The organism is Paracidovorax wautersii (genome assembly GCF_900113035.1).
Lineage (GTDB): Bacteria > Pseudomonadota > Gammaproteobacteria > Burkholderiales > Burkholderiaceae_C > Paracidovorax > Paracidovorax wautersii.
The window spans coordinates 149,486-174,804 of the sequence record NZ_FONX01000012.1; the positions used below are offsets into that span (position 1 = coordinate 149,486).

23 protein-coding genes are annotated in these 25,319 nt (G+C 68.6%); 18 read left to right on the plus strand and 5 right to left on the minus strand.

What is annotated here, in order from left to right; translation table 11 throughout:
* The first annotated feature begins 12 nt into the window (after positions 1-12).
* The 7 genes from BM070_RS17045 (at position 13) to BM070_RS17075 (ending at position 11,807) form a co-directional block, all read left to right on the plus strand.
* On the plus strand, positions 13-2,217 hold the full coding sequence (locus tag BM070_RS17045) for a cellulose biosynthesis cyclic di-GMP-binding regulatory protein BcsB (RefSeq protein ID WP_092940538.1): 2,205 nt from the start codon (positions 13-15) through the stop codon (positions 2,215-2,217).
* 41 nt (positions 2,218-2,258) lie between these two features.
* Positions 2,259-3,965, plus strand: a complete 1,707-nt coding sequence (locus BM070_RS17050) for a glycosyl transferase family protein (protein ID WP_092940539.1) — start codon at positions 2,259-2,261, stop codon at positions 3,963-3,965.
* Complete coding sequence (locus BM070_RS25290; RefSeq protein ID WP_281245435.1) at positions 3,962-7,315, plus strand: NfrA family protein; 3,354 nt, start codon at positions 3,962-3,964, stop codon at positions 7,313-7,315. Before BM070_RS17050 ends, BM070_RS25290 begins: the two co-directional genes overlap by 4 nt.
* Before the next feature lie 72 nt (positions 7,316-7,387).
* Positions 7,388-8,398, plus strand: coding sequence for an alginate O-acetyltransferase AlgX-related protein (locus tag BM070_RS17060; RefSeq protein ID WP_092940540.1), 1,011 nt, complete (start codon positions 7,388-7,390; stop codon positions 8,396-8,398).
* Positions 8,399-8,401: 3 nt separating this feature from the next.
* Entirely contained in the window at positions 8,402-9,517 is a 1,116-nt protein-coding gene (locus BM070_RS17065; protein WP_092940541.1) for an alginate O-acetyltransferase AlgX-related protein, read from the plus strand.
* 6 nt (positions 9,518-9,523) lie between these two features.
* The gene (locus tag BM070_RS17070; RefSeq protein WP_092940542.1) at positions 9,524-11,101 is read left to right on the plus strand and encodes an MBOAT family O-acyltransferase; all 1,578 of its coding nucleotides are present in this window, start codon (positions 9,524-9,526) and stop codon (positions 11,099-11,101) included.
* Between the two features lie 52 nt (positions 11,102-11,153).
* Positions 11,154-11,807 carry an alginate O-acetyltransferase AlgF gene (locus BM070_RS17075; protein WP_245785268.1) on the plus strand — a complete coding sequence of 218 codons (654 nt, stop codon included), beginning with the start codon at positions 11,154-11,156 and terminating at the stop codon, positions 11,805-11,807.
* A gap of 3 nt (positions 11,808-11,810) precedes the next feature.
* Here the strand turns inward: BM070_RS17075 and BM070_RS17080 are convergent, their stop codons facing one another.
* The 4 genes from BM070_RS17080 to BM070_RS17095 all read right to left on the minus strand — a co-directional run bounded on the left by BM070_RS17080 (position 11,811) and on the right by BM070_RS17095 (position 15,912).
* Positions 11,811-13,250, minus strand: a complete 1,440-nt coding sequence (locus BM070_RS17080) for an AMP-binding protein (RefSeq protein ID WP_092940544.1) — start codon at positions 13,248-13,250, stop codon at positions 11,811-11,813.
* A 97-nt stretch (positions 13,251-13,347) separates the two neighbouring features.
* Positions 13,348-13,581 (minus strand): acyl carrier protein, encoded by a 234-nt coding sequence (locus tag BM070_RS17085; RefSeq protein WP_092940545.1) that lies wholly within the window; start codon positions 13,579-13,581, stop codon positions 13,348-13,350.
* 79 nt (positions 13,582-13,660) lie between these two features.
* Positions 13,661-14,830 carry an acyl-CoA dehydrogenase family protein gene (locus tag BM070_RS17090; RefSeq protein ID WP_092940546.1) on the minus strand — a complete coding sequence of 390 codons (1,170 nt, stop codon included), beginning with the start codon at positions 14,828-14,830 and terminating at the stop codon, positions 13,661-13,663.
* A gap of 95 nt (positions 14,831-14,925) precedes the next feature.
* On the minus strand, positions 14,926-15,912 hold the full coding sequence (locus tag BM070_RS17095) for a DUF4434 domain-containing protein (RefSeq protein WP_092940568.1): 987 nt from the start codon (positions 15,910-15,912) through the stop codon (positions 14,926-14,928).
* 124 nt (positions 15,913-16,036) lie between these two features.
* Here BM070_RS17095 and galE point away from each other — a divergent pair, with 124 nt between their 5' ends.
* Positions 16,037-17,047, plus strand: a complete 1,011-nt coding sequence (gene galE / locus BM070_RS17100) for a UDP-glucose 4-epimerase GalE (RefSeq protein WP_092940547.1) — start codon at positions 16,037-16,039, stop codon at positions 17,045-17,047.
* Between the two features lie 75 nt (positions 17,048-17,122).
* Here the strand turns inward: galE and BM070_RS17105 are convergent, their stop codons facing one another.
* Positions 17,123-18,439: a dicarboxylate/amino acid:cation symporter gene (locus BM070_RS17105; protein WP_092940548.1), complete on the minus strand. Its 1,317-nt coding sequence runs from the start codon at positions 18,437-18,439 to the stop codon at positions 17,123-17,125.
* 138 nt (positions 18,440-18,577) lie between these two features.
* Between BM070_RS17105 and BM070_RS17110 the strand changes: the two genes are divergently transcribed.
* The 10 genes from BM070_RS17110 (at position 18,578) to tatC (ending at position 24,846) form a co-directional block, all read left to right on the plus strand.
* Complete coding sequence (locus BM070_RS17110) at positions 18,578-19,456, plus strand: D-hexose-6-phosphate mutarotase (protein WP_434803195.1); 879 nt, start codon at positions 18,578-18,580, stop codon at positions 19,454-19,456.
* Between the two features lie 38 nt (positions 19,457-19,494).
* Positions 19,495-20,274, plus strand: coding sequence for an imidazole glycerol phosphate synthase subunit HisF (gene hisF, locus BM070_RS17115; protein WP_092940549.1), 780 nt, complete (start codon positions 19,495-19,497; stop codon positions 20,272-20,274).
* Between the two features lie 89 nt (positions 20,275-20,363).
* Positions 20,364-20,789, plus strand: coding sequence for a phosphoribosyl-AMP cyclohydrolase (gene hisI / locus BM070_RS17120; RefSeq protein WP_486158503.1), 426 nt, complete (start codon positions 20,364-20,366; stop codon positions 20,787-20,789).
* Positions 20,790-20,794: 5 nt separating this feature from the next.
* On the plus strand, positions 20,795-21,202 hold the full coding sequence (locus BM070_RS17125; protein ID WP_092940570.1) for a phosphoribosyl-ATP diphosphatase: 408 nt from the start codon (positions 20,795-20,797) through the stop codon (positions 21,200-21,202).
* A gap of 28 nt (positions 21,203-21,230) precedes the next feature.
* Positions 21,231-21,620 carry a DUF4870 family protein gene (locus tag BM070_RS17130; protein ID WP_092940551.1) on the plus strand — a complete coding sequence of 130 codons (390 nt, stop codon included), beginning with the start codon at positions 21,231-21,233 and terminating at the stop codon, positions 21,618-21,620.
* Positions 21,613-22,644, plus strand: a complete 1,032-nt coding sequence (locus BM070_RS17135; protein WP_092940552.1) for a patatin-like phospholipase family protein — start codon at positions 21,613-21,615, stop codon at positions 22,642-22,644. Before BM070_RS17130 ends, BM070_RS17135 begins: the two co-directional genes overlap by 8 nt.
* Before the next feature lie 77 nt (positions 22,645-22,721).
* A complete protein-coding gene (locus BM070_RS17140) occupies positions 22,722-23,078 on the plus strand; it encodes a histidine triad nucleotide-binding protein (protein ID WP_092940553.1) in 357 nt (118 codons plus the stop codon).
* A 124-nt stretch (positions 23,079-23,202) separates the two neighbouring features.
* Positions 23,203-23,454 carry a Sec-independent protein translocase subunit TatA gene (gene tatA, locus BM070_RS17145; RefSeq protein ID WP_092940554.1) on the plus strand — a complete coding sequence of 84 codons (252 nt, stop codon included), beginning with the start codon at positions 23,203-23,205 and terminating at the stop codon, positions 23,452-23,454.
* A 48-nt stretch (positions 23,455-23,502) separates the two neighbouring features.
* A complete protein-coding gene (gene tatB / locus BM070_RS17150) occupies positions 23,503-23,988 on the plus strand; it encodes a Sec-independent protein translocase protein TatB (protein WP_092940555.1) in 486 nt (161 codons plus the stop codon).
* 69 nt (positions 23,989-24,057) lie between these two features.
* A complete protein-coding gene (gene tatC, locus BM070_RS17155; RefSeq protein WP_092940556.1) occupies positions 24,058-24,846 on the plus strand; it encodes a twin-arginine translocase subunit TatC in 789 nt (262 codons plus the stop codon).
* Positions 24,847-25,319 lie beyond the last annotated feature (473 nt).

The window sequence follows — 25,319 nt, forward strand, 5'->3', positions numbered from 1 at the left end:
CGGAGCTTTCCCATGGTCCTTTCCCTTCCGCCGCGCCTGAAGCACACCGCCAGACTGGTCTGCATGATGGGTTTGAGTGCCCCCCTGCTGGCGCTCGCCAGCCCTGCGAGCGACGCTCTGCAGCGGCTGCAAGGCGACGTGTGGGTCACGCGCAGCTTCGCGCTGTCCGACCTGGGCTTCAACGACGCCGTGCTGATGAACGGCTTCGACTCCAAGCAGGACTTCTACCTGCCCGTGCCGCGCTCGCTGCCGCTGGCCGAGGCCACCATCGACTTCAACGGCCGCTACTACAAGGCGGAAGAGGGCCGCACCTGGATGGTGGTCTTCGTGAACGGCCGGCCGACGTTCTCGCGCCGCATCGAGTCCCAGGAGGGCGATGCCAGCCAGCTGCTGAAGGTCGATACCTCGGTGCGCACGAACGGTTTCCTGCGCCTGGGCGTGAACTGGCGCAACAACGTCGCCCAGCGCATCTGCGAGGTGGAACGCTCCACCGGCAACGTGCTGTCCATCTCGCCCGAGACCCGCTTCACCTACCGCTTCAACAGCGCTGCGCTGACCAGCCTGGCCGATGCCTGGCTGACCCTGCCTGCGCGCCCCACGCTCCTGGTGGCTTCGCGCAACCTGTCCAAGGCGTCCTATGACACCGCATGGCGCATGGGCGCCGCGCTGGAGCAGGCCGGCCGCCGCGTGCAGGTCAAGGCCTTCCCGGTGCCGGGCGACACCATCAACACCAGCGGCTGGCAGGTGCCGGCCGGCCTGGCCGCGCTGCCCGCCTTCGCGGGCCTGGCTGGCGGCAATCCCCGCTACGTGCTCAAGGACGACGCCGAAGTCGGCGCGCTCCTCGTGCTGGGCGCTGCAGAAGCCGCTGGCGACCTGCTGGTGTCGGATGCCGCGCTGCAGCAGCAGATCGGCAAGGCGCTGAACGCCGTGGCCGCACAGTTCGGCAGCGATTCCGCCGCCGCCCAGGCCTTCGCGAGCTGGCGTGGCCTGCAGACCGCTGCGGGTGCCGCGGCACCGGCTTCGCACCAGATCAAGCTCGAAACCTTGGGCGCCCGCCCGGTGATCGTGCTGTCCGAAGATGCCGGCGCCCAGGCGGCCGGCGCGTTCGCGGACGTGTGGCGCAACGTGCTGACCTCCCGCCAGGTGGTGGTCAACAAGGCGGATGCGCCGGAGCTGGATGACCGCTCCGTCCTGCGCCTCGCCAACATGGGCACCGAGGCCAACTTCGACGTCGTGTCCCGCGGTGACTGGACCGCCACGCTGCCGCTGAGCGCCGTGGCCGTGAACGGCCGCATGCCCACCGACCTCGTCATCGACGTCGCGGCCGCGCCCGGCGCCTCGTCCACGCGGCCCGTGGCCTCCGTGTTCTGGAACAACGTGCTGCTGTCGGCCAAGCGCCTGGAGGCCGACGGCCGTCCCGAGCGGCTGGATGCGCGCGTTCCCGGCTACGCCCTGGGCCTGAACAACGTGGTGCGCGTGTCGTTCCAGCGCCAGCCGTATTCCAATGACTGCAACGAGACGCCTGAAGGCTTCCCCGTCAACGTGCTGCCGACCAGCTACGTGAGGGCCGGCGACTCCGCTCCCGACGGCACCTTCGTGGGTCTGCTGCCCTTGATGTCCGGCTCGCCCGTGGTGGCCGTGCCGGCTTCCTACCTGTCCGATGCGCCCACGACCCTCATGCGCCTGATCCGCATCGCCGTGGCTTCCGGCGTGACGCCGGTGCGCGCCGAATTCGTGGTGACCGAGCAAGGCAAGGCGTTCTCGCCCTCCAAGCCCTTCCTGGCGATGCAGGTGCCAGTGGATGGCGTGGACTCCAAGGTCCAGATCAAGGATGCCCATCTGCGCATCAGCGGCAAGAAGACGCCGTGGCTCGATGTGGACGGCCTCTCGCGCCTGAGCGCTGCCGAAGTCAGCCGCTCGAACGGCCATGACGGCTTGATCTGGCAGGCCCTGGGCGAGCAGCCGACCGGCATGCTGAAGTCGTTCGTGCTCAACCGTGGCGACATCGCCATCATCGGCGCCGAAGGCCCGGTGAGCTGGCTGGACAGCAACAACCCCTCCGCCAGCCAGCCCCCGGGCGCCGGCGAGAGCGCGTTCTACGAATGGCGCCGCTACCTGTCGTGGGGCGTTCCGCTGCTGAGCCTGCTGCTGCTGGCACTGCTGCTGCTGCTGGTGTTCGCCTACCGCGCCAAGCGCCGCAAGGACCAGTCGTCCTGATGGCTGCGCTCCGCTGCCGTCACTTGATGGATTGAATCCGCATGTCGCTGTACTGGCCGTACTTCTTCGCTGACTACTACCACTGGCTTGAAATCCTGACGGCCGTGGTCAGCGTGGTCATCCTGCTGTCCAGCATCGACGATCTGTTCGTCGATGTCTGGTACTGGGTGCGCGAGATCTACCGGTCTATGACCGTGCGGCGCAAGTACAAGCGCCTGACCGCTGCGGAACTCCGCGAACGCCCCGAGCAGCCCATGGCGATCATGGTGCCTGCGTGGCTCGAGTACGACGTGATCGCACCCATGTTGAGCAACATGGTGTCCACGCTCGAATACAAGAACTACACCATCTTCGTGGGCACGTATCGCAACGACGCGCGCACCATCGCCGAGGTCGAGCGCATGCGCCGCCGCTACCGGCAGCTGGTGCGCGTCGAGGTGCCGCACGACGGCCCCACCTGCAAGGCCGACTGCCTCAACTGGATCGTGCAGGCGCTCTTCAAGCACGAGAAGCATCTGCCCGCGCCTTTCGCCGGCGTGGTGCTCCACGACAGCGAAGACGTGCTTCACCCCTTGGAGCTCAAGTACTACAGCTACCTGCTGCCGCGCATGGACTTCATCCAGCTGCCGGTCACTTCCCTGGAGCGCAGCTGGTTCGAACTCGTCGCCGGCACCTACATGGACGAGTTCGCCGAATGGCACAGCAAGGATCTGGTGGTGCGGGAGAGCCTCTCGAGCATGGTGCCGTCCGCCGGCGTGGGGACCTGCTTCTCGCACCGGGCGCTGAAGGAACTGTCGCTGACCACCAACAACCAGCCCTTCAACGTGGACAGCCTGACCGAGGACTACGACATCGGCACACGCCTGAGCCGCATGGGCATGAAGCAGATCTTCGGCAAGTTCGACGTCGATTACGTGACCCGGCGCATCTCCTTCTTCGGCCTGGGGCGCGAGAAGGTCGGCTCCATCCAGATGCCGCTGGGCGTGCGCGAATTCTTCCCCGACACCTTCCGCACGGCCTACCGCCAGAAGGCGCGCTGGACGCTGGGCATCGGCCTGCAGGGCTGGGAGCAGGTGGGCTGGAGCGGCTCGCTCGCGACCAAGTACCTGCTGTTCCGCGACCGCAAGGGCCTCGTCACCTCGTTCGTGGCCATGCTCGGCTACCTGCTGATGTTCAACTTCCTGCTGTTCTACATCGCCGATGCGATGGGCTGGTGGACGGTGTACTACCCGTCGGTCTTCCCGCCCGGTGGCTGGTTCCTGACCGTCATGGGCCTCAACGCCTTCGCGCTGCTCATGCGCGTGGTCCAGCGTGCCTACTTCGTCACCACCATGTACGGCTGGGAGCACGGCGTGCTGTCGGTGCCCCGCATGATCGTGGGCAACTGCATCAACGCGATGGCGGCGGCCCGCGCCTGGCGCCTGTTCCTCTCCAGCAAGCTCTTCGGCACGCGGCTGGTCTGGGACAAGACCATGCACGACTTCCCGTCGGCGGACCAGCTCACCCAGCGCCGCCAGCGTCTGGGCGAGGTGCTGCTGTCCTGGCGTGCCATCGATGACGTCCACCTGGAGCAGGCACTGAAGCTGCAGGCCGAGTCCGGGCGCCCCCTGGGCACCATCCTGCTGGAAAACGGCTGGCTCGATCAGGGAACGCTGGACGAAGCGATTTCGTTCCAACAAGAAGAAGCGGCGCTGGCCGCCGCAGCCCCCCTGGGCAACAAAGGCGCCCCAGAGGCAGTACCCGCATGAACCGATTGAGCAATCGCACGATCCTCGCGATCGCCCTGGCCGCCGTATGGCCCATCACGCCGGCACTCGCGGCGGCGGGCCTGGAGCACGCGGCACGCAATGGCCTGCCCGACGACGAGCTGCCGCTGCACCTGGCGATGAGCTACAGCCTGTCGGCCCCGCCGAAGAATGCGCCGCAGCCCACGGCGCCGCCCAGCCCCGTCCAGACCGCCTATCCGCTGCTGGACCCGCGGGACGCGATGGCCCGGCGCATGCGCCTGGAATATGCGCTGCACGCCAGTCCGGACGTGGACCCGGTGGGCAGCCTGCCGCCGCTGGTGGCGTCGGCCCAGGGCCGCGCAGCTGCTGCCGTCAGCATCGAGCACGAGAAGCTGCGCGCCCGTCTGGAGGCCGCCCTGCGTGCCTACCTGGAGCAGGCCTCCGCCGATGGCGCGCGCGCGCTCCCTCTCCCGGGCAGTCCCGACATGGTGGTCGGCATGCCGGCCCCCATGCCGCTGTGGCCTGCCAAGTTCTATGCCGTGTCGTCGCGGTCGCGGCCCATCTATCTGCCGGCTGAGCCTGCGGAACCAGCGCCGAGCACGCCGGTCGCTCCGCGCGGTGTGATCGAACTGCCCCCGCCGCTCGCAGGCAATGCCAATGCCGCGCGCGAGCGGCCGGCCGCCCAGGAGCGGCGCAAGCGCCGCACGCGTTCGGCGGCCAGGGCCCCGAAAGATACGCAGGCCGGACCGGCGCTGCGCGGCCGGGCCTGGCGCCTGGCCAATGCCGGCTTCCGTGCCTACGACCGCGGCCGTTACGAAATGGCGCTGCAGCGGGCCGACCAGGCCCTGCGCCTGCGCCCCGACGTGGTCCGGCTGCATCTGCTGCGCATCTACGCCCTCGAAAAGCTCGGCCAGCGCGACGAGGCACTGCGCGCCGCGCAGCAGGCCAAGGCACAGGGCCTGGACAGCCCCGAGCTCACCGCCGCCGTGACCAACCTGAGCCCGCAGCCCGCAGGCACGGGGGCGCCCACGACGGAGGCCTACCGCAAGGGCTTCCCCATCGCGACCGTGGCCTACGAGCAGTACAACGCCGGCAAGTACGCCGAAGCCGCCAAGACCGCCGAAGAGGCCGTGCGCGCCGATCCCACGCAGGGCCCCTGGGTGCTGCTCTGGCTCAACGCGCTGGAAAGCGACCAGCGCTTCGATGCCGCCATCCAGGCCGGCAACGAGGCCCTGGCCCTGGGTGCACCCAACCGCGACGAGATCGTGGCCCGGGTCCGCCTGGCGCGCCAGGCCATCGCCAACCAGTACGCGCTGAAAGCCTACGAGGCGCTGTCCAAGAACAAGCTCGCCGACGCCGTCCAGAGCGCACGCGAGGCCGTGCGGCTGGCGCCCGACGTGGCCAGCCACCAGCTGCTGCTGATCGGTGCCCTGCAGAGCGCGCAGGAGCTGCCGGCCGCTGAACAGGCCGCGACCGCAGCGCTGGAAGCCGACCCCGAAAACACCGCCATCCAGTTGCTGCGCGCCTATCTGCGCCAGCAGCTGGGGCGCTCCGAGGCCGCGCAGCAAGATATCGATGCCGTGCTCGCCCACGACTGGATCGATGACGCGCAGCGCCGCGACACCCGCCTGATCGGTGCCGACCTGGCGCTGGCCGCCGCCGACCCCGAGCGCGCCCTGGCGCTGCTGGCCCCGCTGCCTTCAGGCGATGCGCAGGCCGACCAGCGCCGGCAGGCCGCAGCCAAGATCGGCGGCTGGGGCTGGAGCACGGCCGACAAGCTCGACGTCGCCGCCTACGCGCCCTTGCAGCTGTGCCGCGACACGCCTTACGGAACGGTCTGCGAAGTGCATCCCTGGGATGCCCCCGGAACCGACAACCCCGCCGCACGCGCCTACGCCGCCTATGGCCAGAAGCGCTATGCCGACGCCATCGCCCTGGCGCGCCGCGCTGTGGCGGAGCAGCCCGACAACGCGGCCAACCAGAACCTGCTGACCATCGCCCTGGCCGCCGGCACGCCGCCCGAGCGCAAGGAAGCCCTGGAGCGCCTGGACGTGGCCCTGAAGGCGACGCCCGACGACGCCGCCATGCTGCGCCAGCGCGCCTACCTCTATCTGGCCGACGACCAGCCGGCGCTGGCGCTGCAGGACTTCGTCGCCGCGCGCAGCACCGGCCAGGCGCCGCCCACGAACATCCTCGACGAGGCCTACGCCACGGCCGCCACCGGCAACCGCCCGGCGGCTGCGGCCATGCTGCGCCAGGCCATCGACGATGCCGATGCCGGCAAGCTGCCGCTCGATGCCCAGCAGCGCTTCGACACCCGCAGCGCCGTGGCCAACTTCTCGCGCGAATGGGGCGCGACGGTCTCGGTCGGTTACCGCGGCGCACGGTCCGCGTCCAACGGGCTGGTGGGCCAGCCGGTGTCGGTGCCGGGCGACTCGGTGTTCTCGACGGCCGAGGTCTATTGGCGTCCGCCGGAGTTCCTCAACTCCACCACGTCCACCTTCGACGTCTATGGCCGGATCTCCAACACCCTGCGCAGCGGCACCGACCGTACCGGCTCGCAGGTCGTGCAAAACCCCTGCGGCGGCGGCACCATCAACGTGGGTGATTCCAGCTTCCAGGGCGTGTCCGGCCTGCCGACCACCACGGGGGCGATCGGCGCGCGCTATACGCCTTCGACGGCCGCCAACTTCACCTTCGGGCTGGAGCGGCAGTTCCTGCTGGGCAGCGCCACGCGCAGCGGCTCGCTCAACCCGGCACCCGACGACGTTCGCTGCCAGCTGAACAACCAGGCCGCCGCGGTGAACTACGAATCCAGCCGCGGCACCGGGGGCTGGCAGGCGTACATGCTCTACGGCTTCTACGACGGCACGGCGCTGCGTCTGGACACGACGAGCTGGTACACCATGGAGGGCTACCTCCAGGCCGGCTACACCATGCTGGACACCCCCGTGCGCTACACCGTGCGCAGCGCCACGGGCGAGGTGCTGGCGAGCGACCGTGGCCGCCTCAAGCGCGGCCAGGGCTTTGCCGCGGGCGAAGTGCGCGTGGGCCGCAGCTTCCTGTCCTCGTACAGCGACCGGCTGGTCATCTTCCCGCACATCTCCGTCGGTGCCGACTGGTATTCCACCCGCAACCGCGCATCGGGCGTTCCCCTGGCGGGCAACGACTCGTTCGACCTGGCGGGCAACGGCCGGTCGTGGTCGATGGGTGGCGGGCCCGGCGTGAACTTCCGCTACTGGCTGGCCGGGGACCGCTACAACGCCCAGCGTTCGCATGTGGACCTCAGCGTGCAGTACCGCGCCAACCTGGGCGGCGGCGATGCCAGCCGCTCCAAGGGCGTGTTCATGAACCTGTCGTACTCTTACTGACCTGTGGCGCAGGGGCCGGCGCCGGATACCGGCACGGCTCCCTGGCCTCTTCAACCTTTTCACTTCGCTGCCATGATGAACCTGCCTGCCGCTTCCTCCCCCGCATTCAGCCGCCGTTCCGTGCTGGCCTGGTCTCTGGGCCTGGGTTGCGGCCTCGCGCTGCCCGCGGCCGCCCAGCAGCCCCAGGTGGGCACGCTGGCCGTGATCGGCAAGGACGGCTACCTGTTCGCCGGCTGGGGCAATGCCGCCACGCCGGACTGGGCCGGCATCGATGCGACCGTCGCGCGCGTGGCCGAGGTGCGCAAGCTGCTGGCGGCCAAGGGCATCGCCCTGGTGGTGCCGGTGCTGCCCGACAAGATGGCGCTGTACGAAGACAAGCTGCCCGAGGGCATGAGCCTCTCGCCCGAGATGCGCACGCGCTATGCGGGCATCCTCGAGCGGATGCGTGCGGCAGGCATCCCCACCTTCGACGACGACAGCATCCTGCGTGGCCTGGTGCGCAGCGGCCAGCCCGTCTATTACCGCACCGACCAGCACTGGACCCAGCCCGCTGCCGACGCCACCGCGCAGGCCACGGCCGATCTGATCCGCTCCCTGGTGCCCCAGCTGGCCGGGGCTCCCGGTACCGGCCTCGCCCTGGGTTCGATGTCCAACGAGCGGCGCTTCGGCGATCTGGCGGACCGTTTCCTGTCGCCGGAGCAGCGCAAGTCCGTGGGCCGCGAGATCTTCTCGGTGCGCCGCGCCGTGGAGGCCGACAGCCTGCTGGGCGAGGTGCAGGCCCCGGTGCATGTCACGGGCAACAGCATGGTGCAGCCGTATTTCGGCTTCCCGCAGAAGCTGTCCAACCTGCTCGACCGGCGCGTCTCGGTCAACTGGAAGCCGGGCGACGTGGGCTTCTGGTCGATCCTGCTCGAATACCTGGAGTCGGACGCGTACCGCAAGCAGCCGCCCCAGGCGCTGGTCTGGCAGCTGTTCGAGCCCAACTTCCACCTGGGCCCCGATGCGCGCGGCCTCTGGGACGCGGCTTCGGTGATCAGCGATGCGGATTGGAGCCGCAGGCTCAAGGCCGCGCTGGCATCCTGAGCGATGGCGTCGCCTTCGCCTTCCCCCTCTTCATGTGACGCATCCCTGGCCGGCCACCGACTGATCGCCTGGGTGATCGGCCTCGTGCTGGTCGTTGGCTGCGCCTGGGGCGTTTTCCGCCTGACCCGTCTGCAGTTCGACGCCGCGGACTTCCAGCCCTCGACCTGGGTGGACGGCCATGCCGGCAACCAGCTCAACAAGGCCCTCGGCGTGCTGCCGGGGCAGGGCGAGATCGATCTCTGGAGCGCCGCGCTGCGCTACCGGCTGCTGGGCGATCTGGGGCCGCAGGTCGCCGAAGGCTGCCCGGGCTGGCTTTTCTACCGTGACGGACTGCGCCCGCAACCCGGCAACGAAGGCGCCTTCGACGAGCGCCTGAAGCTCATGCGCGCCTGGACGGAGCGGCTCGCCAAGGCCGGCATCCGCACCGTGGTGGCGGTCGTGCCCGACAAGTCGCGCATCGAGGCCGCGCAGCTGTGCGGCCTGCGCGTGTCGCAGCCCATGCGCGCCAGGATGGATGCGTTCCAGCAGGCGCTGGCCGAGCAGGGCGTGGCCCATATCGATCTGCGCCCCACGCTCGCCGCGCTGCCGCAGGCCTATTACCGCACCGACGTCCACATGGCGCCCGCAGGCGCCGAGGCGGCGGCCGGCCAGGTGGCGCAGTCCGCGCTGCCGGGGCTGGGCGGCAAGGGCGCGCAGGCCTTCGACGACGTGCGCGGCAACGCGCCCGAGCCCCGCATGGGCGATCTCATCGTGCTCGCGGGCCTGGAAAAGGCCCCCGAAGGCTGGCGCCCGCCGCTCGAGAGTTTCGTTCCCGAGCAGATCCGGCCCGTGCAGGCAGGCGGCCTGCTGGACGAAGGGCCTGCCGCCGAAGTGATGCTGCTGGGCGACTCCAACGGCCTGCGCAGCGAATTCGCCGGGCGGCTGGGGCGCGCCCTGGGGCGCGAGGTGTGGAACCAGAGCCAGGACGGCGGCTTCTTCGCCGGAGCCATGCTGGCCGCCCTGGGCCGGCAGGGCCAGTGGCCCGCCAGCCTCAAGGTCGTGGTCTGGCAATTCTCCGAACTCTCGCTCTCGCTGCCCCTGAGCGCGGCGGAACGCAAAGCGCTGGCCGAGCTGCGCTGACACGGCATGCTGTTCAATTCCTATCTGTTCCTGTTCCTCTTCCTGCCGCTGGCGCTGGGCGGCTATTACGCCCTGGGCACCGTGCGGCTGCGCTGGGCCGCGCTCTGGCTGTGCGTGGTGTCGTTCGTCTTCTATGGCTGGTGGAACCCGCGTTTCGTGGTGCTGCTGGCGGCGTCCATCGCCTTCAACTACGGCGTGAGCCTGCTCATCGTGCGCAGCGCCGGCCAGGCCCGGCGGCAGTGGTGGACCGTGGCCTTCGGCATCGCCTGCAACCTCGTGCTGCTCTTCTATTACAAGTATTTCGCGGCGCTGGTGGGCGAGCTGCACGACTGGGGCTGGACCGCCACCCGGGTGGACGACATCCTGCTGCCGCTCGGCATCTCGTTCTTCACCTTCACGCAGATCGGCTACCTGCTCGACTGCAAGGCAGGCATGGTCAAGTCGCCCAGCCTGCTCAACCACACCTTGTTCGTCACCTTCTTCCCGCACCTGATCGCGGGGCCGGTGCTGCACCACAAGGAAATGATGCCGCAGTTCGCGGACCCGCAGAACTACCGCTTCAAGGCCGAGAACCTGTCCATCGGCGGCACGCTGTTCGTGATCGGCCTGGCCAAGAAGGTGCTGTTCGCCGACACCATCGCCCCGTATGCCGATACGGGCTTCGCCGACCCGTCGCACCTGGGGTTCTGGGGCGCCTGGGGCACCAGCCTGGCCTATGCCATGCAGCTGTATTTCGACTTCTCGGGCTATTCGGACATGGCCATGGGCCTGTCGAAGATGTTCGGCATCCGCTTCCCGCTGAACTTCAATTCGCCCTTCAAGGCGCCGTGCATCATCGAATACTGGGCGCGCTGGCACATGACGCTGACGCGCTACCTCACCGCCTACCTGTACTACCCCATGGCCATGCGCCTGTCGCGCTGGCGCAGCCGGCGCGGCCTGCCGGTGGGCTCGGTGGGCAGCCGCACCGCGGGCGGCTTCACGGTGATGATCGCCTTGCCCACGCTCTACACCATGGGGCTGGCGGGCATCTGGCATGGGGCGGGCTGGCAGTTCTTCATCTACGGCCTGCTGCATGGCAGCTATCTGTGCATCAACCATGCGTGGCGCATCGTCATGGGCCCGCGCATCGCTCCCTCCCAGGCCTGGAGCCGCTGGCTGTGGCGCAGCTTCTGCGTGCTGCTGACCTTCGTCGCGGTGATGGTGGCGCACGCTTTCTTCCGCGCGGTGGACGTGCCGCAGGCGGTGGATCTGCTCAAGGCCATGGCGGGCGCGAACGGCATGGAAGACATCCGCGCCTCCTTCGCCGGCCTGATCGCCGGCGACGCGCCGCCCAGCCTCTGGATCGGGCGGAACCTGCACGCCGTGTATCTGGTCCTCTTGCTGGCCATCGTGTGGCTGGCGCCCAATTCGCACCAGATCCTGGGACACTGTTCGCCCGCCCTCGCCAAGCCGCAGGAGGCCACGCCGGCCTGGCTGCGCTGGCGGCCCAACGGGGCCTGGCTGGCCGCCACCCTGTTGGTGCTGTTCCTGTGCCTGGTCAACCTGCACCGGGAAACCCGCTTCCTCTATTTCCAGTTCTGACGCGAGTTCGCAGATGCATTGCTTTCCCATCCGTTTCCCCCTGCGTGGTCTGATGTTCTCCCTGGCGCTCGGCGCCGCGGTGGGTGCGGCCTCGGCCGAAGAGGGCGCGCTGTCGCAGCTCTACGCCGCGCGTCCGCCGGCCGGCTCATCGTTCGTGCGTGTGGTGAATCCTGCCCCGGCCAAGCTCCAGGTGCGCGTGGCCGAAGGGCCGGTGCAGCGCGTCGGGGGCGAGCTGCCCGCCACCAGCTACGCCATCGTGGCCGGTGGGCGCCGCTTCAGCGTGCAGGTGGACGGCAAGCCGGCCGCCTCGCTGGAAGTGAAGCCCAATACCTTCAGCACCCTGGTGCTGCGCCGCGAGGGCGCACAGTTCGCCTTCACGCCCATCGACGACACGGCGGAAACGCCCGATGCGCTCAAGGCCGAACTGCGCTTCTACAACCTGGCGGAGGGCTGTGCCAAGGCGCAGCTGGCGCTCTCGCCCGCCGGCACGCCCGTGTTCCGTGATGTGGCGGCCGGTGCCTCGGCTGCGCGCTCGGTCAATCCCGTCAAGGCCAGCCTGAGCGGCCAGTGCGGTGAAGCCGCCACCGCCGCCCAGGCGCTGCCGGCGCTGCAGCCGGGCGACTACCTGAGCCTCTTCCTGGTCGGCCCGGCCGGCAAGCCGGTGCTGGTGATGCAGCCCAGCCGCACCGACCCGGTCAAGCGTTAAGCGCTAGGCGTTGAGCGCCAGATACCGCTCGGCCAGCTTGGCGCGGTCGATCTTGTAGTTGACCGACACCGGCATGCGCGGGCAGGGCAGCAGCTCGGTCGGCAGCATGTAGTGGGGCAGGCGGGCGGCGAGCAGGTTCTTCCAGTCGGCCAGCTCTTCGGGCAGGCTCTCGTTGCCTTCGCCCGTTTCCACGAAGGCCACGAGGCGCGCCACCGAGCCGTTGGCGCGGCGCAGGGCGACGGCCGCTCCGGCGCGCGCGCCGGGCAGCGTGGCCAGGGCGGCGTCCACCTCCAGCAGTTCGAGCCGGTAGCCGTTGAGCTTGATCTGGTCGTCGATCCGGCCCTGGCAGAAGAGCAGCCCGCCTTCGCCCTCGGTGCCCAGATCGCCCGTGCGGAAGCCCCGCAGGCCATCCTTCACGAACATGCGGGTGGCGTTCAGGTCGGGGCGGTTGATGTAGCCGCGCATCACGTGCGTGCCCACGATGCAGAGCTCGCCCTCGTCGCAATACACCTGCGCGTCGCGCTTGGCGTAGCCGATGGGCATCACGGCATCGGTGGCCAGCAGGGCGTCGTCCACCTTCAGCAGCGTGGTGGCGACGGTGGCCTCCGTAGGCCCGTAGGTGTTGAGGATGGGCACGCCCGGAAAGCGCTTGCGCAGCTGCCGCGCCAGCGGCACGGGCAGCGGCTCGCCGCAGAAGAGGAAGGTGCGCAGCGAGGGCAGGGAGGCTCCGGAGAAGCCGGGGTTCAGCAGCTGCTGCTGCGCGAAGGAGGGCGTCGAGACCCAGGTGGTGACGCCGTGCTGCGCGATCAGCTCGGCCACCTTGAGCACCGAGGCGCCCGAGTCGCGGTCCAGCATCATGATGGTGCCGCCGGTCGTGAGCGCGCCGAACACGTCGTAGAGCGACACGTCGAAGCTGAACACCGTGTGGTTCAGGAAGACCGGCAGCTCGCCCAGGTCGAAGTCGAGCCGCATCCAGTCGATCAGGCCCTGCACGCCCTCGCGGCCGATCTGCACGCCCTTGGGTTTACCGGTGGTGCCCGAGGTGAACATGATGTAGCCCAGCCCGCTTTCGGCCAGCGTGGGGGCCGGGCCCTCGCGCAGCACCTGGAAGCGGCCGGCCGCCGCGTCGTACATCAGGTGGGCGTCCAGCGTGTCGATGATGCTCTGCAGCCGGTCCTGCGGATAGACCGCATCGACCGGCACGAAGGGCGCGCGCAGCATCAGGGCGCCGGTGAGCGCCACCATGAAGGCCGCTTCCTTGTGGCCGCGGATCACGATGGGGGCGTCGGCCTCCAGGCCCAGCGCGCGGGCTTCGTCGCACCAGGCCTGGGCCTCGGCCCGCAGCGCCTGCCAGCTGAGGCTGCGGTCGTGGGCGATCACGGCCAGCGCATCGGGGCGGGTGGACAGATCCCGGAACTCGCCGGTGTCGAAGTCGAAATGCATGGGTGCTCCTTTCGCGCCTTGGCAGGCATCGCGCAGGAAAGAGGGGGAGTGAAGGCCGGCCGGGGCCGGCGGAGCAAACGCCTCGGCCAGGCCGGGCTCAGCTGTGCGCTGCGACGTAGGTGGACAGCGTGCGCAGCGAGTGCAGGTGTTCCTCGACCTCGGTGATGGGCACGGTGCAGCCGAAGCGGGCCTCGATGGCCAGCATCAGATCGACGGCCGCGACGGAGTCGAGCAGGCCGGATTCGAGCAGCAGGGTGTCGGGTTCGACCTTCTTGAAGATGGCGGCCTGGATCATGTCGGCCAGCTGGGCTTCGACTTCGGATTGCGTCATGGCGATGAGGAGTGAGGTGTCGATGGGAAAAGTGGACCTGCGCCGCCCGCAGGCAGGCAGCGCGCAGGCCCGCCGATTGTCAGATGTCGCGTTCGAGCGGTGCGCCGAGCACCACGGACGACATGTTGCCGAGTATGCGGTCATCGTTGACCATCACCGCGGCGGAATGGGCATCGCGGATGTGGCGGCTCAGATAGAACTCGCCTTCTTCCATGTAGCCCTGGATGCCGCAGATGCGCAGCGCGATGTCGGTGATGCGCACGACGAGCTCCGACGCGCCGACCTTGAGCGCGTTGTAGCTCACCATGCGGTCCAGCCCGGAGGCCTGGCTCACGCCGTCTTCGTACAGCGCCACGTTGGCGGCGAGCATGCCGCGCATCTGCTGCACCAGGGCCTCGCCTTCGGCCAGCCGCAGGTTGGCGATGGGGTTGAGCGGCATGCCCTTGCGGTTGCGCATGCGCAGGAAGCCCCGCGCCCGCGACAGCGCCGACACGGCGACGCCCAGCCACACGGACCCGAGCAGGATGTGCGATGTCGGCAGCATGGCCTCGGACATGGCCTTGGCGAAGGTGCCTTCGAAGATCTGATCGTTGCTGCAGCGTGCTGCGAGGTCGAACCGGTCGGTGCAGGCGCCGCGCATGCCGATGGGGTTCCAGCGGCCACGGGGGGTGAGCGTGAGCTGGTCGCGCATCACGGACACCAGCTGCTGGTCGGAGGCCGCGGCGTCTTCCGAGCGGCGCGCGGAGACGAGGAACACGTCGGCCGCAGCCGAATAGGAGATGACGGCCCCGCCCTTGTCCAGGTGCAGCCCGTCGGTGCGCCGGTCGAGAAAGCAGGAGCTGGTGCGGATCGAGCCGCCGACGCCGCCGCCTTCGGTGGTGGCGGAGGCGATCAGGTGCTGCTTGCGCACCAGGTCTTCCATCAGGGCGTGGTGCCAGGCGCTGTCGCCCGTCTGCCGGATCGCCACCGCGGCCTGCGAGTGGTGCATGGCGAAGATCAGGCCCGTCGATGCGCAGGCTTCGGAGAGCCGGCGGCACAGGTTGGCGACGGCCCGCATCGGGAGCTCGGGGCCACCGAAGCGGCGCGGCACCAGCAGGCCCAGCAGCTTTTCTTCACGCAGGGCCTGCAGGGCTTCGGTGGGGATGCGGCCTTCGCGGTCCACAGCGTCGGCATGCTGTGCGGCGACCGCGAAAACCTGGGCCAGATCTGGGTCGGCGACGGCCGGACTCAACGACTCGGAGGGGGGCATATAGTTGTGAATTTAGTGAACATGCATTTTCAATAGTTTTTTTGTATTTCACAAGGCAGACTTTGTCTGCTTGCGCACTCTTGGCTGAACCCGTGCTACTTTTGCCAGTCCTGCAACAGCTGGCGCGCTTCCGGCGTGTCGCCCAGCATCCAGGGATCGATGGCGAAGGCGATCACGCGCTCGGCTCCGTAGTTGCGCGCCACTTCGAGCTGGGCCCGCACGCGCTCGGCCGTCGCGGCGCGGGCGCGGAAGGCGCCTCCCGTGCCTTCCAGGGCCGGCAGCTGCTCGAACAGCTCGACGATGAGGTCGAACGGCACCTTGCGCTGGCGCAGCAGGCCGCGCAGCGGCTCCAGCCCGGCGTAGTTGCCCATGCCGGCCACGCCCACGCCGTCCTGCAGCATGGGGCGCAGCATGACCTTGTCGAGGATGTCCGACCAGAGCGTGGTCAGCTTGCCCGTGGTCTGCAGCTGGCTGTAGAAGGTGGACACGGCCAGCGGCTGGGGCTGGCTCGTGCCTGCGGCGATGGCCTGCAGCCAGGCCACCAGGAGCGCGCGCCGCTCGGGCGTCGCCCAGTTGTACTGGTCCAGCTCGTAAGGCAGGTACCAGCCGCGGAAGCTGGGCCGGCGGCTCCAGGGCGCGGTCTTCGCATAGTCCAGGCAGCGCTTCTGGGTGCTGGCGAAGAAGTCCTTGAGCACCTGCGGATCGGTGGAAGAGAGCACCGTCCACCAGCGCTCGTCGTAGGGCAGGCCCATGCGGATGGACATGCCCTCGCGCGCGGCCTCGTCGAAGATCAGGGCGATCAGGCTCTCGGGCAGGGTCCAGGGGTAGGTGCCGCCTTCCGTGGCGCTCCACTGCAGCACGATTTCGTCGCAGCCCAGCGCCCGCGTGGTGCGCAGCCGCTGGCGCCACTCGTCCAGCGACAGCGATTCGAAGCTTTTCCACGGTTGGATGAAGGTGCCCTGGAAGCGGCCATTCTGCGTGGTGCAGCCGGCGGCAGCCAGTACCGAGCCGGCCAGGCACAGCCAGGTGCGCCGGCTCAGGCCTGCGTGCGGGGGCGAGGAGGGAGCGGGCGAGTTCGGCATGGCGGAGTGCACCGGGGTGCGGGAGTGCAGGAATGGGTTCGCGTGCAGCATATACATTTACGCGGCTGCCACGATGGCGGCGCGTGCCGCGTGGCGGCATTCCTCTGCTTTCAAGGAGCCTCGATTGATTCTCGTCACAGGCGGAGCCGGCTTCATCGGTTCCCACACATGCGTCGCGCTGGCCGCCGCGCAGATGCCCTTCGTCATCCTCGACAACTTCTCCAACAGCCGCCGCTCGGTGCTGGAGCGCATCGAGCGCATCACAGGCCGTGCCCCGCTGTGGGTGGAAGGCGATGTGCGCGACGAGGCGCTGGTCGAGCGCGTGATCCGCGAGCACAAGGTCGATGCGGTGGTCCACTTCGCGGCGCTCAAGGCCGTGGGCGAGTCGGTGCGCGAGCCGCTCCGTTACTACGACAACAACGTGGCCGGCACCGTCGCCCTGCTGCGCGTGATGCAGGCCGCCCAGGTCCGCACGCTGGTGTTCTCGTCGTCGGCCACGGTCTATGGCGAGCCCGCCACGGTGCCGATCCGCGAGGATTTCCCGCTCACCGCCACCAACCCCTACGGCTGGACCAAGCTGATGATGGAGCAGGTGCTGGCCGACGTGGACAAGGCCGAGCCCGGCCAGTGGCGCATCGCCCGGCTGCGCTACTTCAACCCGGTGGGCGCGCATGAAAGCGGCCTGATCGGCGAAGACCCCAGCGACGTGCCCAACAACCTCATGCCCTACGTCACCCAGGTGGCGGCGGGCATCCGGCCGGCGCTCAGCGTCTATGGCAACGACTACCCCACGCCGGACGGCACGGGCGTGCGCGACTACATCCACGTCTGCGACCTGGCCGACGGCCATGTGGCGGCGCTGAACTACCTGCGCCAGAACCCTGGCTTGCTGACGGTGAACCTGGGTACCGGCAAGCCGGTGTCGGTGCTGGAGATGGTGGCCAGCTTCGAGAAGGCCAGCGGCCGGCCCGTGCCCTACCGCATCGTGGACCGCCGCCCCGGCGACGTGGCCCAGTGCTGGGCCGATCCGGCCATGGCCGAATCGCTGCTGGGCTGGCGCACGCGCCATGGCATCGACCGCATGTGCGAAGACGCCTGGCGCTGGCAGGACGGCACGGCCCGCACGCTGGGCTGAGCGGCATCAGGGCGGGGCGGGCGGCGCCGGTCCGCCCACCGCCGCGCGGCGTGCGGCGTGCCGCTGCCTGCGCGCTCAGGCCCCGTGGGCGTGGGCGCGCGGGGGATCGGGCTGCGTGTCCAGGGTGGCGGCGCGCACTTCGGCGTCTTCCTCGGACAGCAGCGCGTCCTCCCACTTGGCGACCACGGCTGCGGCGATGGAGTTGCCCACCGCATTGGTGGCCGAGCGGCCCATGTCAAGGAAGGTGTCCACGCCCAGGATCAGCAGCAGGCCGGCCTCGGGGATGTCGAAGTGGTTCAGCGTGGCGGCGATCACCACCAGCGAGGCGCGCGGCACGCCGGCCATGCCCTTGGAGGTGAGCATCAGGATCAGCAGCATGGTGACCTGGGTCTCCAGCGGCAGGTGGATGCCGTAGGCCTGCGCGATGAACAGCGTGGCGAACGTGCAATAGATCATCGAGCCGTCCAGGTTGAACGAGTAGCCCATGGGCATCACGAAGCTGGAGATGCGGCGCTTGACGCCGAAACGGTCGAGCGCATCGAGCAGCTTGGGGTAGGCGGCCTCGGAACTCGCGGTGGCGAAGGACAGCAGGAACGCCTCCTTGATCTCGCGCAGCAGCTTGAAGACCCGCCCGCGCAGCGCCAGGAAGCCCGCCAGGACCAGCACGCCCCACAGCAGGAACAGCGCCAGGTAGAACTCGCCCATGAAGACGGCGAACTTCAGCAGGATGCCCAGCCCGTTCACCGCCACCGTGGCCGCCATGGCCGCCAGCACCGCCACCGGGGCGAACTTCATCACGTAGCCCGTGATCTTGAGCATGACGTGGGACAGCTCCTCGATGCCGCGCACCAGCGTCTGGCCTTTTTCGCCCAGGGCCGCCAGCGCGATGCCGAAGAACATCGAGAACACCACGATCTGCAGGATCTCGTTGTTGGCCATGGCTTCCACGAACGAGCGTGGCACCAGATGGTTCACGAAGTCCTTGAGGGTGAACTTCGCTGTCGCCAGTTGGGCGGACTGGCCGGCGTCCGGCAGCGGCAGGTTCAGGCCCGCGCCGGGCTGCAGCACGTTGGCCAGCACCAGGCCCAGCAGCAGCGAGATCAGCGAGGCGGTCAGGAACCAGCCCATGGCCTTGAGGAACACCCGGCCCACCGAGGCGGCGTCACCCATGTGGGCGATGCCCACCACCAGCGTGGAGAACACCAGCGGCGCGATCAGCATCTTGATGAGCCGCAGGAACACGTCCGTGGCGATCGAGATATAGCCCGCGATGCGCGTGGCTTGCTGGGGTTCCAGGGCGTTGGCGTGGATGAAGTGGCCGATCACGATGCCCAGCACCATGGCGACCAGGATGCCGGCCGTGGGCGGCAGCTTTTTTTTGCGAAGCGACATAGAAGGCGGTCTGCGGGCCGGGCGGCCCTCGGTGCGGGACGTCCTGCCGGAATGGAAAAAAGGGGCGATTGTCCAGCAAGACGGCGCCGCGCCGCGCAGCCCGCCACCGGCATGGTGACGGGCTTTTACAATAAACCCATGTCCGCCCCCCTGAACGCAGCGCCGCCCGTGGCATCTTCCTTCCTTTTCCACGGCCAGCCGGCATGGCAGATGGCCCTGCCTGGCGGAGACCGGGTGGTGGTGGCCGCGCAGGGCGCCCAGGTGCTGTCCTGGACCACTGCGGACGGCACCGAACGCCTCTTCCTCAGCCCGCGCAGCGTCTTCGACGGGCACACCGCCATCCGCGGCGGCGTGCCGGTGTGCTTTCCCCAGTTCAACCAGCGCGGGCCGCTGCCCAAGCACGGCTTCGCCCGCAACCTGCCGTGGCAGCTGTCAGGCAGCGGAGAGGCGGCGGACGGGCAGGGCCGGTTCCTGCGCCTCTCTTTGGCGGACAGCGAGGCCACGCGCCGCTGGTGGCCTGACCAGTCCTTCGCCGCGGAACTGGCCGTCACGCTGCGCCCCGGCGCACTGCGGGTGGAGTTGTCGGCACACAACCCCGGCACCACGGCGTGGGACTTCACCGCCGCTCTGCACACCTATCTGCGGGTGGACGACATCGCCACGGTCCGGCTCGACGGCCTGGACGGCTGCGCGCGCTGGGATGCCGTGGCCGACGTGCACGGTGTCCAGCACGGCCCCGTCAGCTTCGAGGGCGAATACGACAGCGTCTTCGCCGCCGCGCCCGCTCCCCTGCAGGTCCAGCCGGCCGCAGGCGGACGGCTGTCCATCGCGCAGGGCGCGGAGTGGGACAACACCGTGGTCTGGAACCCCGGCGCCACCCGCTGCGCCGCGCTGGCGGACATGCCTGCCGACGGTTATCGCCACATGCTGTGCGTGGAGGCCGCCTGCATCGACCGGCCCGTGGCCATGGCGCCCGGCGCCCGCTGGTCTGGCTGGCAGCAGCTGCAGGTCCTCTGATTTCCGCTTTTTCCCTCCCTTTCCCTCCTGGAGCCTCCATGCTGGCCAAACGCATCATTCCCTGCCTCGACGTCACCGGAGGCCGCGTGGTCAAGGGCGTCAACTTCCTCGAACTGCGCGATGCGGGCGATCCGGTGGAGATCGCCGCCCGCTACAACGCGCAGGGCGCCGACGAGCTCACCTTCCTCGACATCACGGCCACCAGCGACGGGCGCGACCTGATCCTGCCCATCATCGAGGCCGTGGCCAGCCAGGTCTTCATTCCGCTCACGGTGGGCGGCGGCGTGCGCACCGTCGAAGACGTGCGGCGCCTGCTCAACGCCGGGGCCGACAAGACCAGCTTCAATTCCGCAGCGCTCGCCAATCCCGACGTGATCAACGCCGCATCGGACAAGTACGGCGCGCAGTGCATCGTCGTGGCCATCGACGCCAAGCGGCGCCAGGGCGACGACCTGGCCGCGCGCGGCGAGGGCTGGGACGTCTATAGCCACGGCGGCCGCAAGAACACCGGCCTCGATGCCGTGCAGTGGGCCGCCGAGATGGCGCGGCGCGGCGCCGGCGAGATCCTGCTGACCAGCATGGACCGCGACGGCACCAAGTCCGGCTTCGACCTGCAGCTGACCCGCGCCGTGAGCGACGCGGTCGGCGTGCCGGTGATCGCCTCGGGCGGCGTGGGCAACCTGGACCACCTGGCCGACGGCGTGCAGCAGGGCGGCGCCGATGCCGTGCTGGCTGCCAGCATCTTCCACTACGGCGAATACACCGTGGGCCAGGCCAAGGCGCGCATGGCCGAGCGTGGCATCCCGGTGCGGCTGTGATGTCCGTGGCGCTGGAGTGGGCAGCGAAAAAGGCCATCAGCGCTTATTCCGCCTGTATGGTTTGCTATGTTTTCAGTAGCAAATGAAAAATGCTGCACTGCAGCAATTCAAGAGACAATGACACCATGAACTGGCTAGATGAAGTGAAGTGGGACGCGCAGGGCCTGGTGCCCGTGATCGCGCAGGAGGCCGCCACCGGCGATGTGCTGATGTTCGCGTGGATGAACCGCGAGGCGCTGGAGCGCACGGCGGAGCTGGGCCGCGCCGTGTATTTCAGCCGCTCGCGCCAGCGGCTGTGGTTCAAGGGCGAAGAGTCCGGCCACGTGCAGACCGTGCACGAGATCCGCCTGGATTGCGACAACGACGTGGTGCTGCTCAAGGTGACGCAGCTGGGCCACGAACCGGGCATCGCCTGCCACACGGGCCGGCACAGCTGCTTCTTCAGCGTGCTCAAGGACGGCGCCTGGACCGCCGTCGATCCGGTCTTGAAAGACCCCGAATCCATCTACAAGTGACCGACATGGCCGCCCACGAATCCGCATCCCCCGCCGCATCCCCGGCATCGCACGACGCGCTCGCCCGCCTGGCCGCCGTCATCGAAAGCCGCAAGCCGGCCCACGGCGGCGAGCCCGACAAGAGCTACGTCGCGCGCCTTCTGCACAAGGGCCCGGACGCCTTCCTCAAGAAGATCGGCGAAGAGGCCACCGAGGTCGTCATGGCCGCCAAGGACGCCGACCACGGCGGCGATGCCGGCAAGATCGTCTATGAGGTGGCCGACCTCTGGTTCCACACCATGGTGGCGCTGGCGCACTATGGTTTCACGCCCGCCGACGTGGTGGCCGAACTCGAGCGCCGCGAAGGCACCAGCGGCATCGAGGAAAAGGCCCTGCGCAAGGCCGAGCACCGCGCCATCGAAGAGCGCACCTGACAACCACCCTTGAAGGAGGAGCCGCAGCATGAGCGACAACGAAATCATCGACGTGACGCCCAACGGTCGCGCCGAATCGCTGAAGACCATCGGCTGGGTCAGCTACGTGCTGCACCTGCTCGTGGCCGTGGCCGCCGTGCTGCCCAGCGCCCAGCCCAGCATCGCGCTGCTGCTGATCGCGCTGGTGATCGACCTGGTCAAGCGCGGCGATGCCGACGGCACCTGGCAGGCGAGCCACTTCTCCTGGCGCATCCGCAGCGTGCTCTGGGCGGGCGTGCTCTACATCCTCACCTTCCCGCTGTGGCTGCTGTTCATCATTCCGGGCTGGATCGCCTGGGCCGTGATCTCGGTGTGGTTCCTCTACCGCATCGTGCGCGGCATGCTGGCCATGAGCGAAAACCGGGCCGTCGATGCCTGACGCGACCTTCCAGCCGCAGCGGCTCAACCTCGCGCTGCAAGGCGGCGGCTCCCACGGCGCGCTCACCTGGGGCGTGCTGGACGCGCTGCTCGAAGACGGCCGCTTCGCCATCGAAGGCCTGAGCGGCACCAGCGCCGGCGCCATGAACGCCGTGGCGCTCGCCCACGGCTTCGCCCAGGCGGCGCACCAGCATGCAGGCGCCGACCCGCGCGAGCTGCACCAGATCGGCTGCGACATGGCCCGCGCCACGCTGGGCCGGCTGTGGGAAGGCGTGGGCACGCTGGGCAGCATGATGCTGGGCGTGCCGCTGGCGGGCAACAACCCGATGGTGGGCATGCTCACGCAGTGGCTCTCGCCCTACCAGACCAATCCGCTCGGCATCAACCCGCTGCGCCGGCTGCTCGAGCGCGAGGTGGACTTCGAGGTGCTCAGCACCGCCCGTTCGCCCAAGGTCTTCGTCTGCGCGACCAACGTGCGCACGGGCCGCGGCGAGATCTTCACGGGCAAGCGCCTGAGCGCCGATGCGGTGATGGCCTCGGCCTGCCTGCCGCTGCTCTTCAAGGCGGTGGAGATCGACGGCGAGTCCTACTGGGACGGCGGCTTTTCCGGGAACCCGGCGCTGCATCCGCTGATCTACAAGACCGAATGCGCCGACGTGCTGCTGGTGCAGATCAATCCCATCGAATACCCGACCGTGCCCGACAACGCCTCCGAGATCATGGAACGCATGAACGAGGTCACCTTCAACGCCAGCCTGCTGTCCGAGATGCGGGCCATCGAGTTCGTGCGCCGCCTGCTGGCCGAAGGCAAGCTCGACGAGCGCCGCTACCGCAGCGTGCGCATGCACCGCATCGACGGCGGCTCGCTCTTGGCCAGCTTCGGCTCGTCCAGCAAGTCGCGGGCGGACCTGCCGTTCATCCGCGAGCTGTTCACCCTCGGCCGCGAAGAAGGCCAGCGCTGGCTCAAGGCCCATGGCTCCGACATCGGCGTGCGCCCCACGGTCAACATCGCGGACAATGCCTGACGGGCGGCGCGCCGCTCCTCATCAGCCCCTCGTCCGCCCCACGCCCGTCTTTCGCATCGCTTTCCCCGCCTTCCTCCATGCACGACCCCGACTGCCTTTTCTGCAAGATCATTGCCGGCCAGATCCCGTCCCGCAAGGTGTACGAGGACGACGAGATCTACGCCTTCCACGACATCAACCCCTGGGCCCCGGTGCATTTCCTCATGGTGCCCAAGGAACATGTGCACTCCATGGCCGGCGTGACCGACGCGCATGCCGGCGTGCTGGGCCGCATGATGGCGCTGGCGCCCCGGCTGGCGCTGGAGCAGGGCTGCAACCCGTATCCGCAAGGGGGCTTCCGCATCGTGGTGAACACCGGCGACGAAGGCGGCCAGGAGATCCATCACTTGCACATCCACGTCATGGGCGGCCCGCGCCCCTGGCTCAAGGGATGACCGCATCCATGCCGCGCAGCCGGTTCCGCTGACCGCGCGGCACGCAGCCAGCAGGCTGCAAGGGGTATCGCCGGCCTGACATGTCCCCCGTCTAAAATGGGCCGCAATTCATCAGGAGATTTCCATGGGTTCGTTTTCCATCTGGCACTGGCTCATCGTGCTGCTCATCGTGGTGATGGTGTTCGGCACCAAGAAGCTCAAGAACATGGGCTCCGACCTCGGGGGCGCCGTCAAGGGCTTCAAGGACGGCATGAAGGACGGTGCATCCGATGCGCCGCCTCCCGCCGCCAGCACCGTCACGCCGCCCACCCAGGTCGGCACCCACACGGCGGCCGACAAGACCACGATCGACGTCGAAGCCAAGCAAAAGAGCTGATGACGGCCCGGCCGCAGCGGCTTAGCGCTTCATCCTCCCCACGCTTCCATGATTGACATCGGTCTCTCCAAGATGGCGCTGATCGGCGCCGTCGCGCTCATCGTCATCGGCCCCGAAAAGCTGCCCCGCGTGGCGCGCACCGTGGGCACGCTGCTGGGCAAGGCGCAGCGCTATGTCGCCGACGTGAAGGCCGAGGTCAACCGCTCGATGGAGCTGGACGAGCTGCGCAAGATGAAGGACACGGTCGAGAGCGCCGCTCGCGACGTCCATCAATCGGTGCAGACCCACGCCAGCGATTTCCAGAAAGACTGGGAGTCCTCCATACACGGCGCGGGCGATTCGTCTTCGGGCGATGCATCCGCCGTCGGGTTCGATGCCGCCCCGGTGGTGCCGGCCTACAAGAACCCCGGCAAGAACTGGCGCCTCAAGCGCGGTACCACGCCCCAGTGGTACAAGGCGCGCGCCGGCGTGCGCACCAAGGCCCAGTCGGGCGCAGCGCGCGTGGCGCGCTTCCGGCCGCAGAAATTCCATTGACGGCCGCTGTGCAGCTGCCCGCCCGGGCCTGCCCTGCGGGCACGCAGCCAGTCCGCAACCTTCCCCACCATGTCCGATATTCCCAATAAAGAAGACGAGCTCGCGGGCACCGAGCAGCCGTTCGTGCAGCATCTCATGGAGCTGCGCGACCGCCTCGTCAAGGCGCTGATCGCCATCGGCGTCATGGCGGCCGTGCTGTTCTTCTACCCCGGCCCCGGCCCGCTCTACGACCTGCTGGCCGCGCCCCTGGTGGCGCACCTGCCGGCCGGCGCCACGCTGATCGCCACCTCGGTGATCTCGCCTTTCATGGTGCCGCTGAAGATCCTGCTCATGGCGGCCTTCATGCTGGCGCTGCCCTTCGTGCTCTGGCAGGTCTGGGCCTTCGTGGCGCCGGGCCTTTACTCGCACGAGAAGAAGCTGGTGCTGCCGCTGGTCATCTCCAGCACGGTGCTGTTCTTCATCGGCGTGGCGTTTTGCTACTTCTTCGTGTTCGGCCAGGTGTTCAGCTTCATCCAGAGCTTCGCGCCCAAGAGCATCACCGCCGCGCCTGACATCGAGGCCTACCTGAGCTTCGTCATCACCATGTTCCTGGCCTTCGGGCTGGCGTTCGAGGTGCCGATCGTGGTGGTGCTTCTGGCGCGCATGGGCTTCGTGAGCGTGGAAAAGCTCAAGGGCTTCCGCGGCTACTTCATCGTGCTGGCCTTCATCGTCGCGGCGGTGGTCACGCCGCCCGACGTGGTCTCGCAGCTGTCGCTGGCCCTGCCGATGTGCCTGCTGTACGAGCTGGGCATCTGGGCCGCGCAGATCTTCATCCGCCACACCGCTGCACCGGAAGACGCGCAAGAGCCTACGGCGTGAGTGGCTGCTACGCCAAAAGCAGAGCGCGAAAGACAGATCCACTGCAAAAATGACTGCTGGCGCTTGATACGTAATAATTGTTTGCTATTGATTTTGTAGCGTCTGCGAGTGGGTTATCGGAGGGCGGCGTGGATCGGGGATAATGCGAATTATTCCCATCTATGAGCGCCTCCACTGCGCTCTTCCGCACACGAACCCCGGCCTGTCAGGGAAGGTGTCGGTATCTTTCGCCATGGCTCATCCGTGCTCGAGCGCTACTACCGCGAACTGCTGAATTTTTGTGCCCGCATGGTGAAGGACCGCGATGCGGCGAGGCCGTGTGATAACGCACGGAGAACTTACCTCGCAGCAGCGCTACTCCGGCCCACAGTGGCTTACTCGGATTGGCCGAGCCTGCGATTCGTCTGAGGGGTCTTTGAGGTACCTTCGGACGGCCGATTCCCGCTTACAGCGACCCTTTCGGGCGGCCTAGG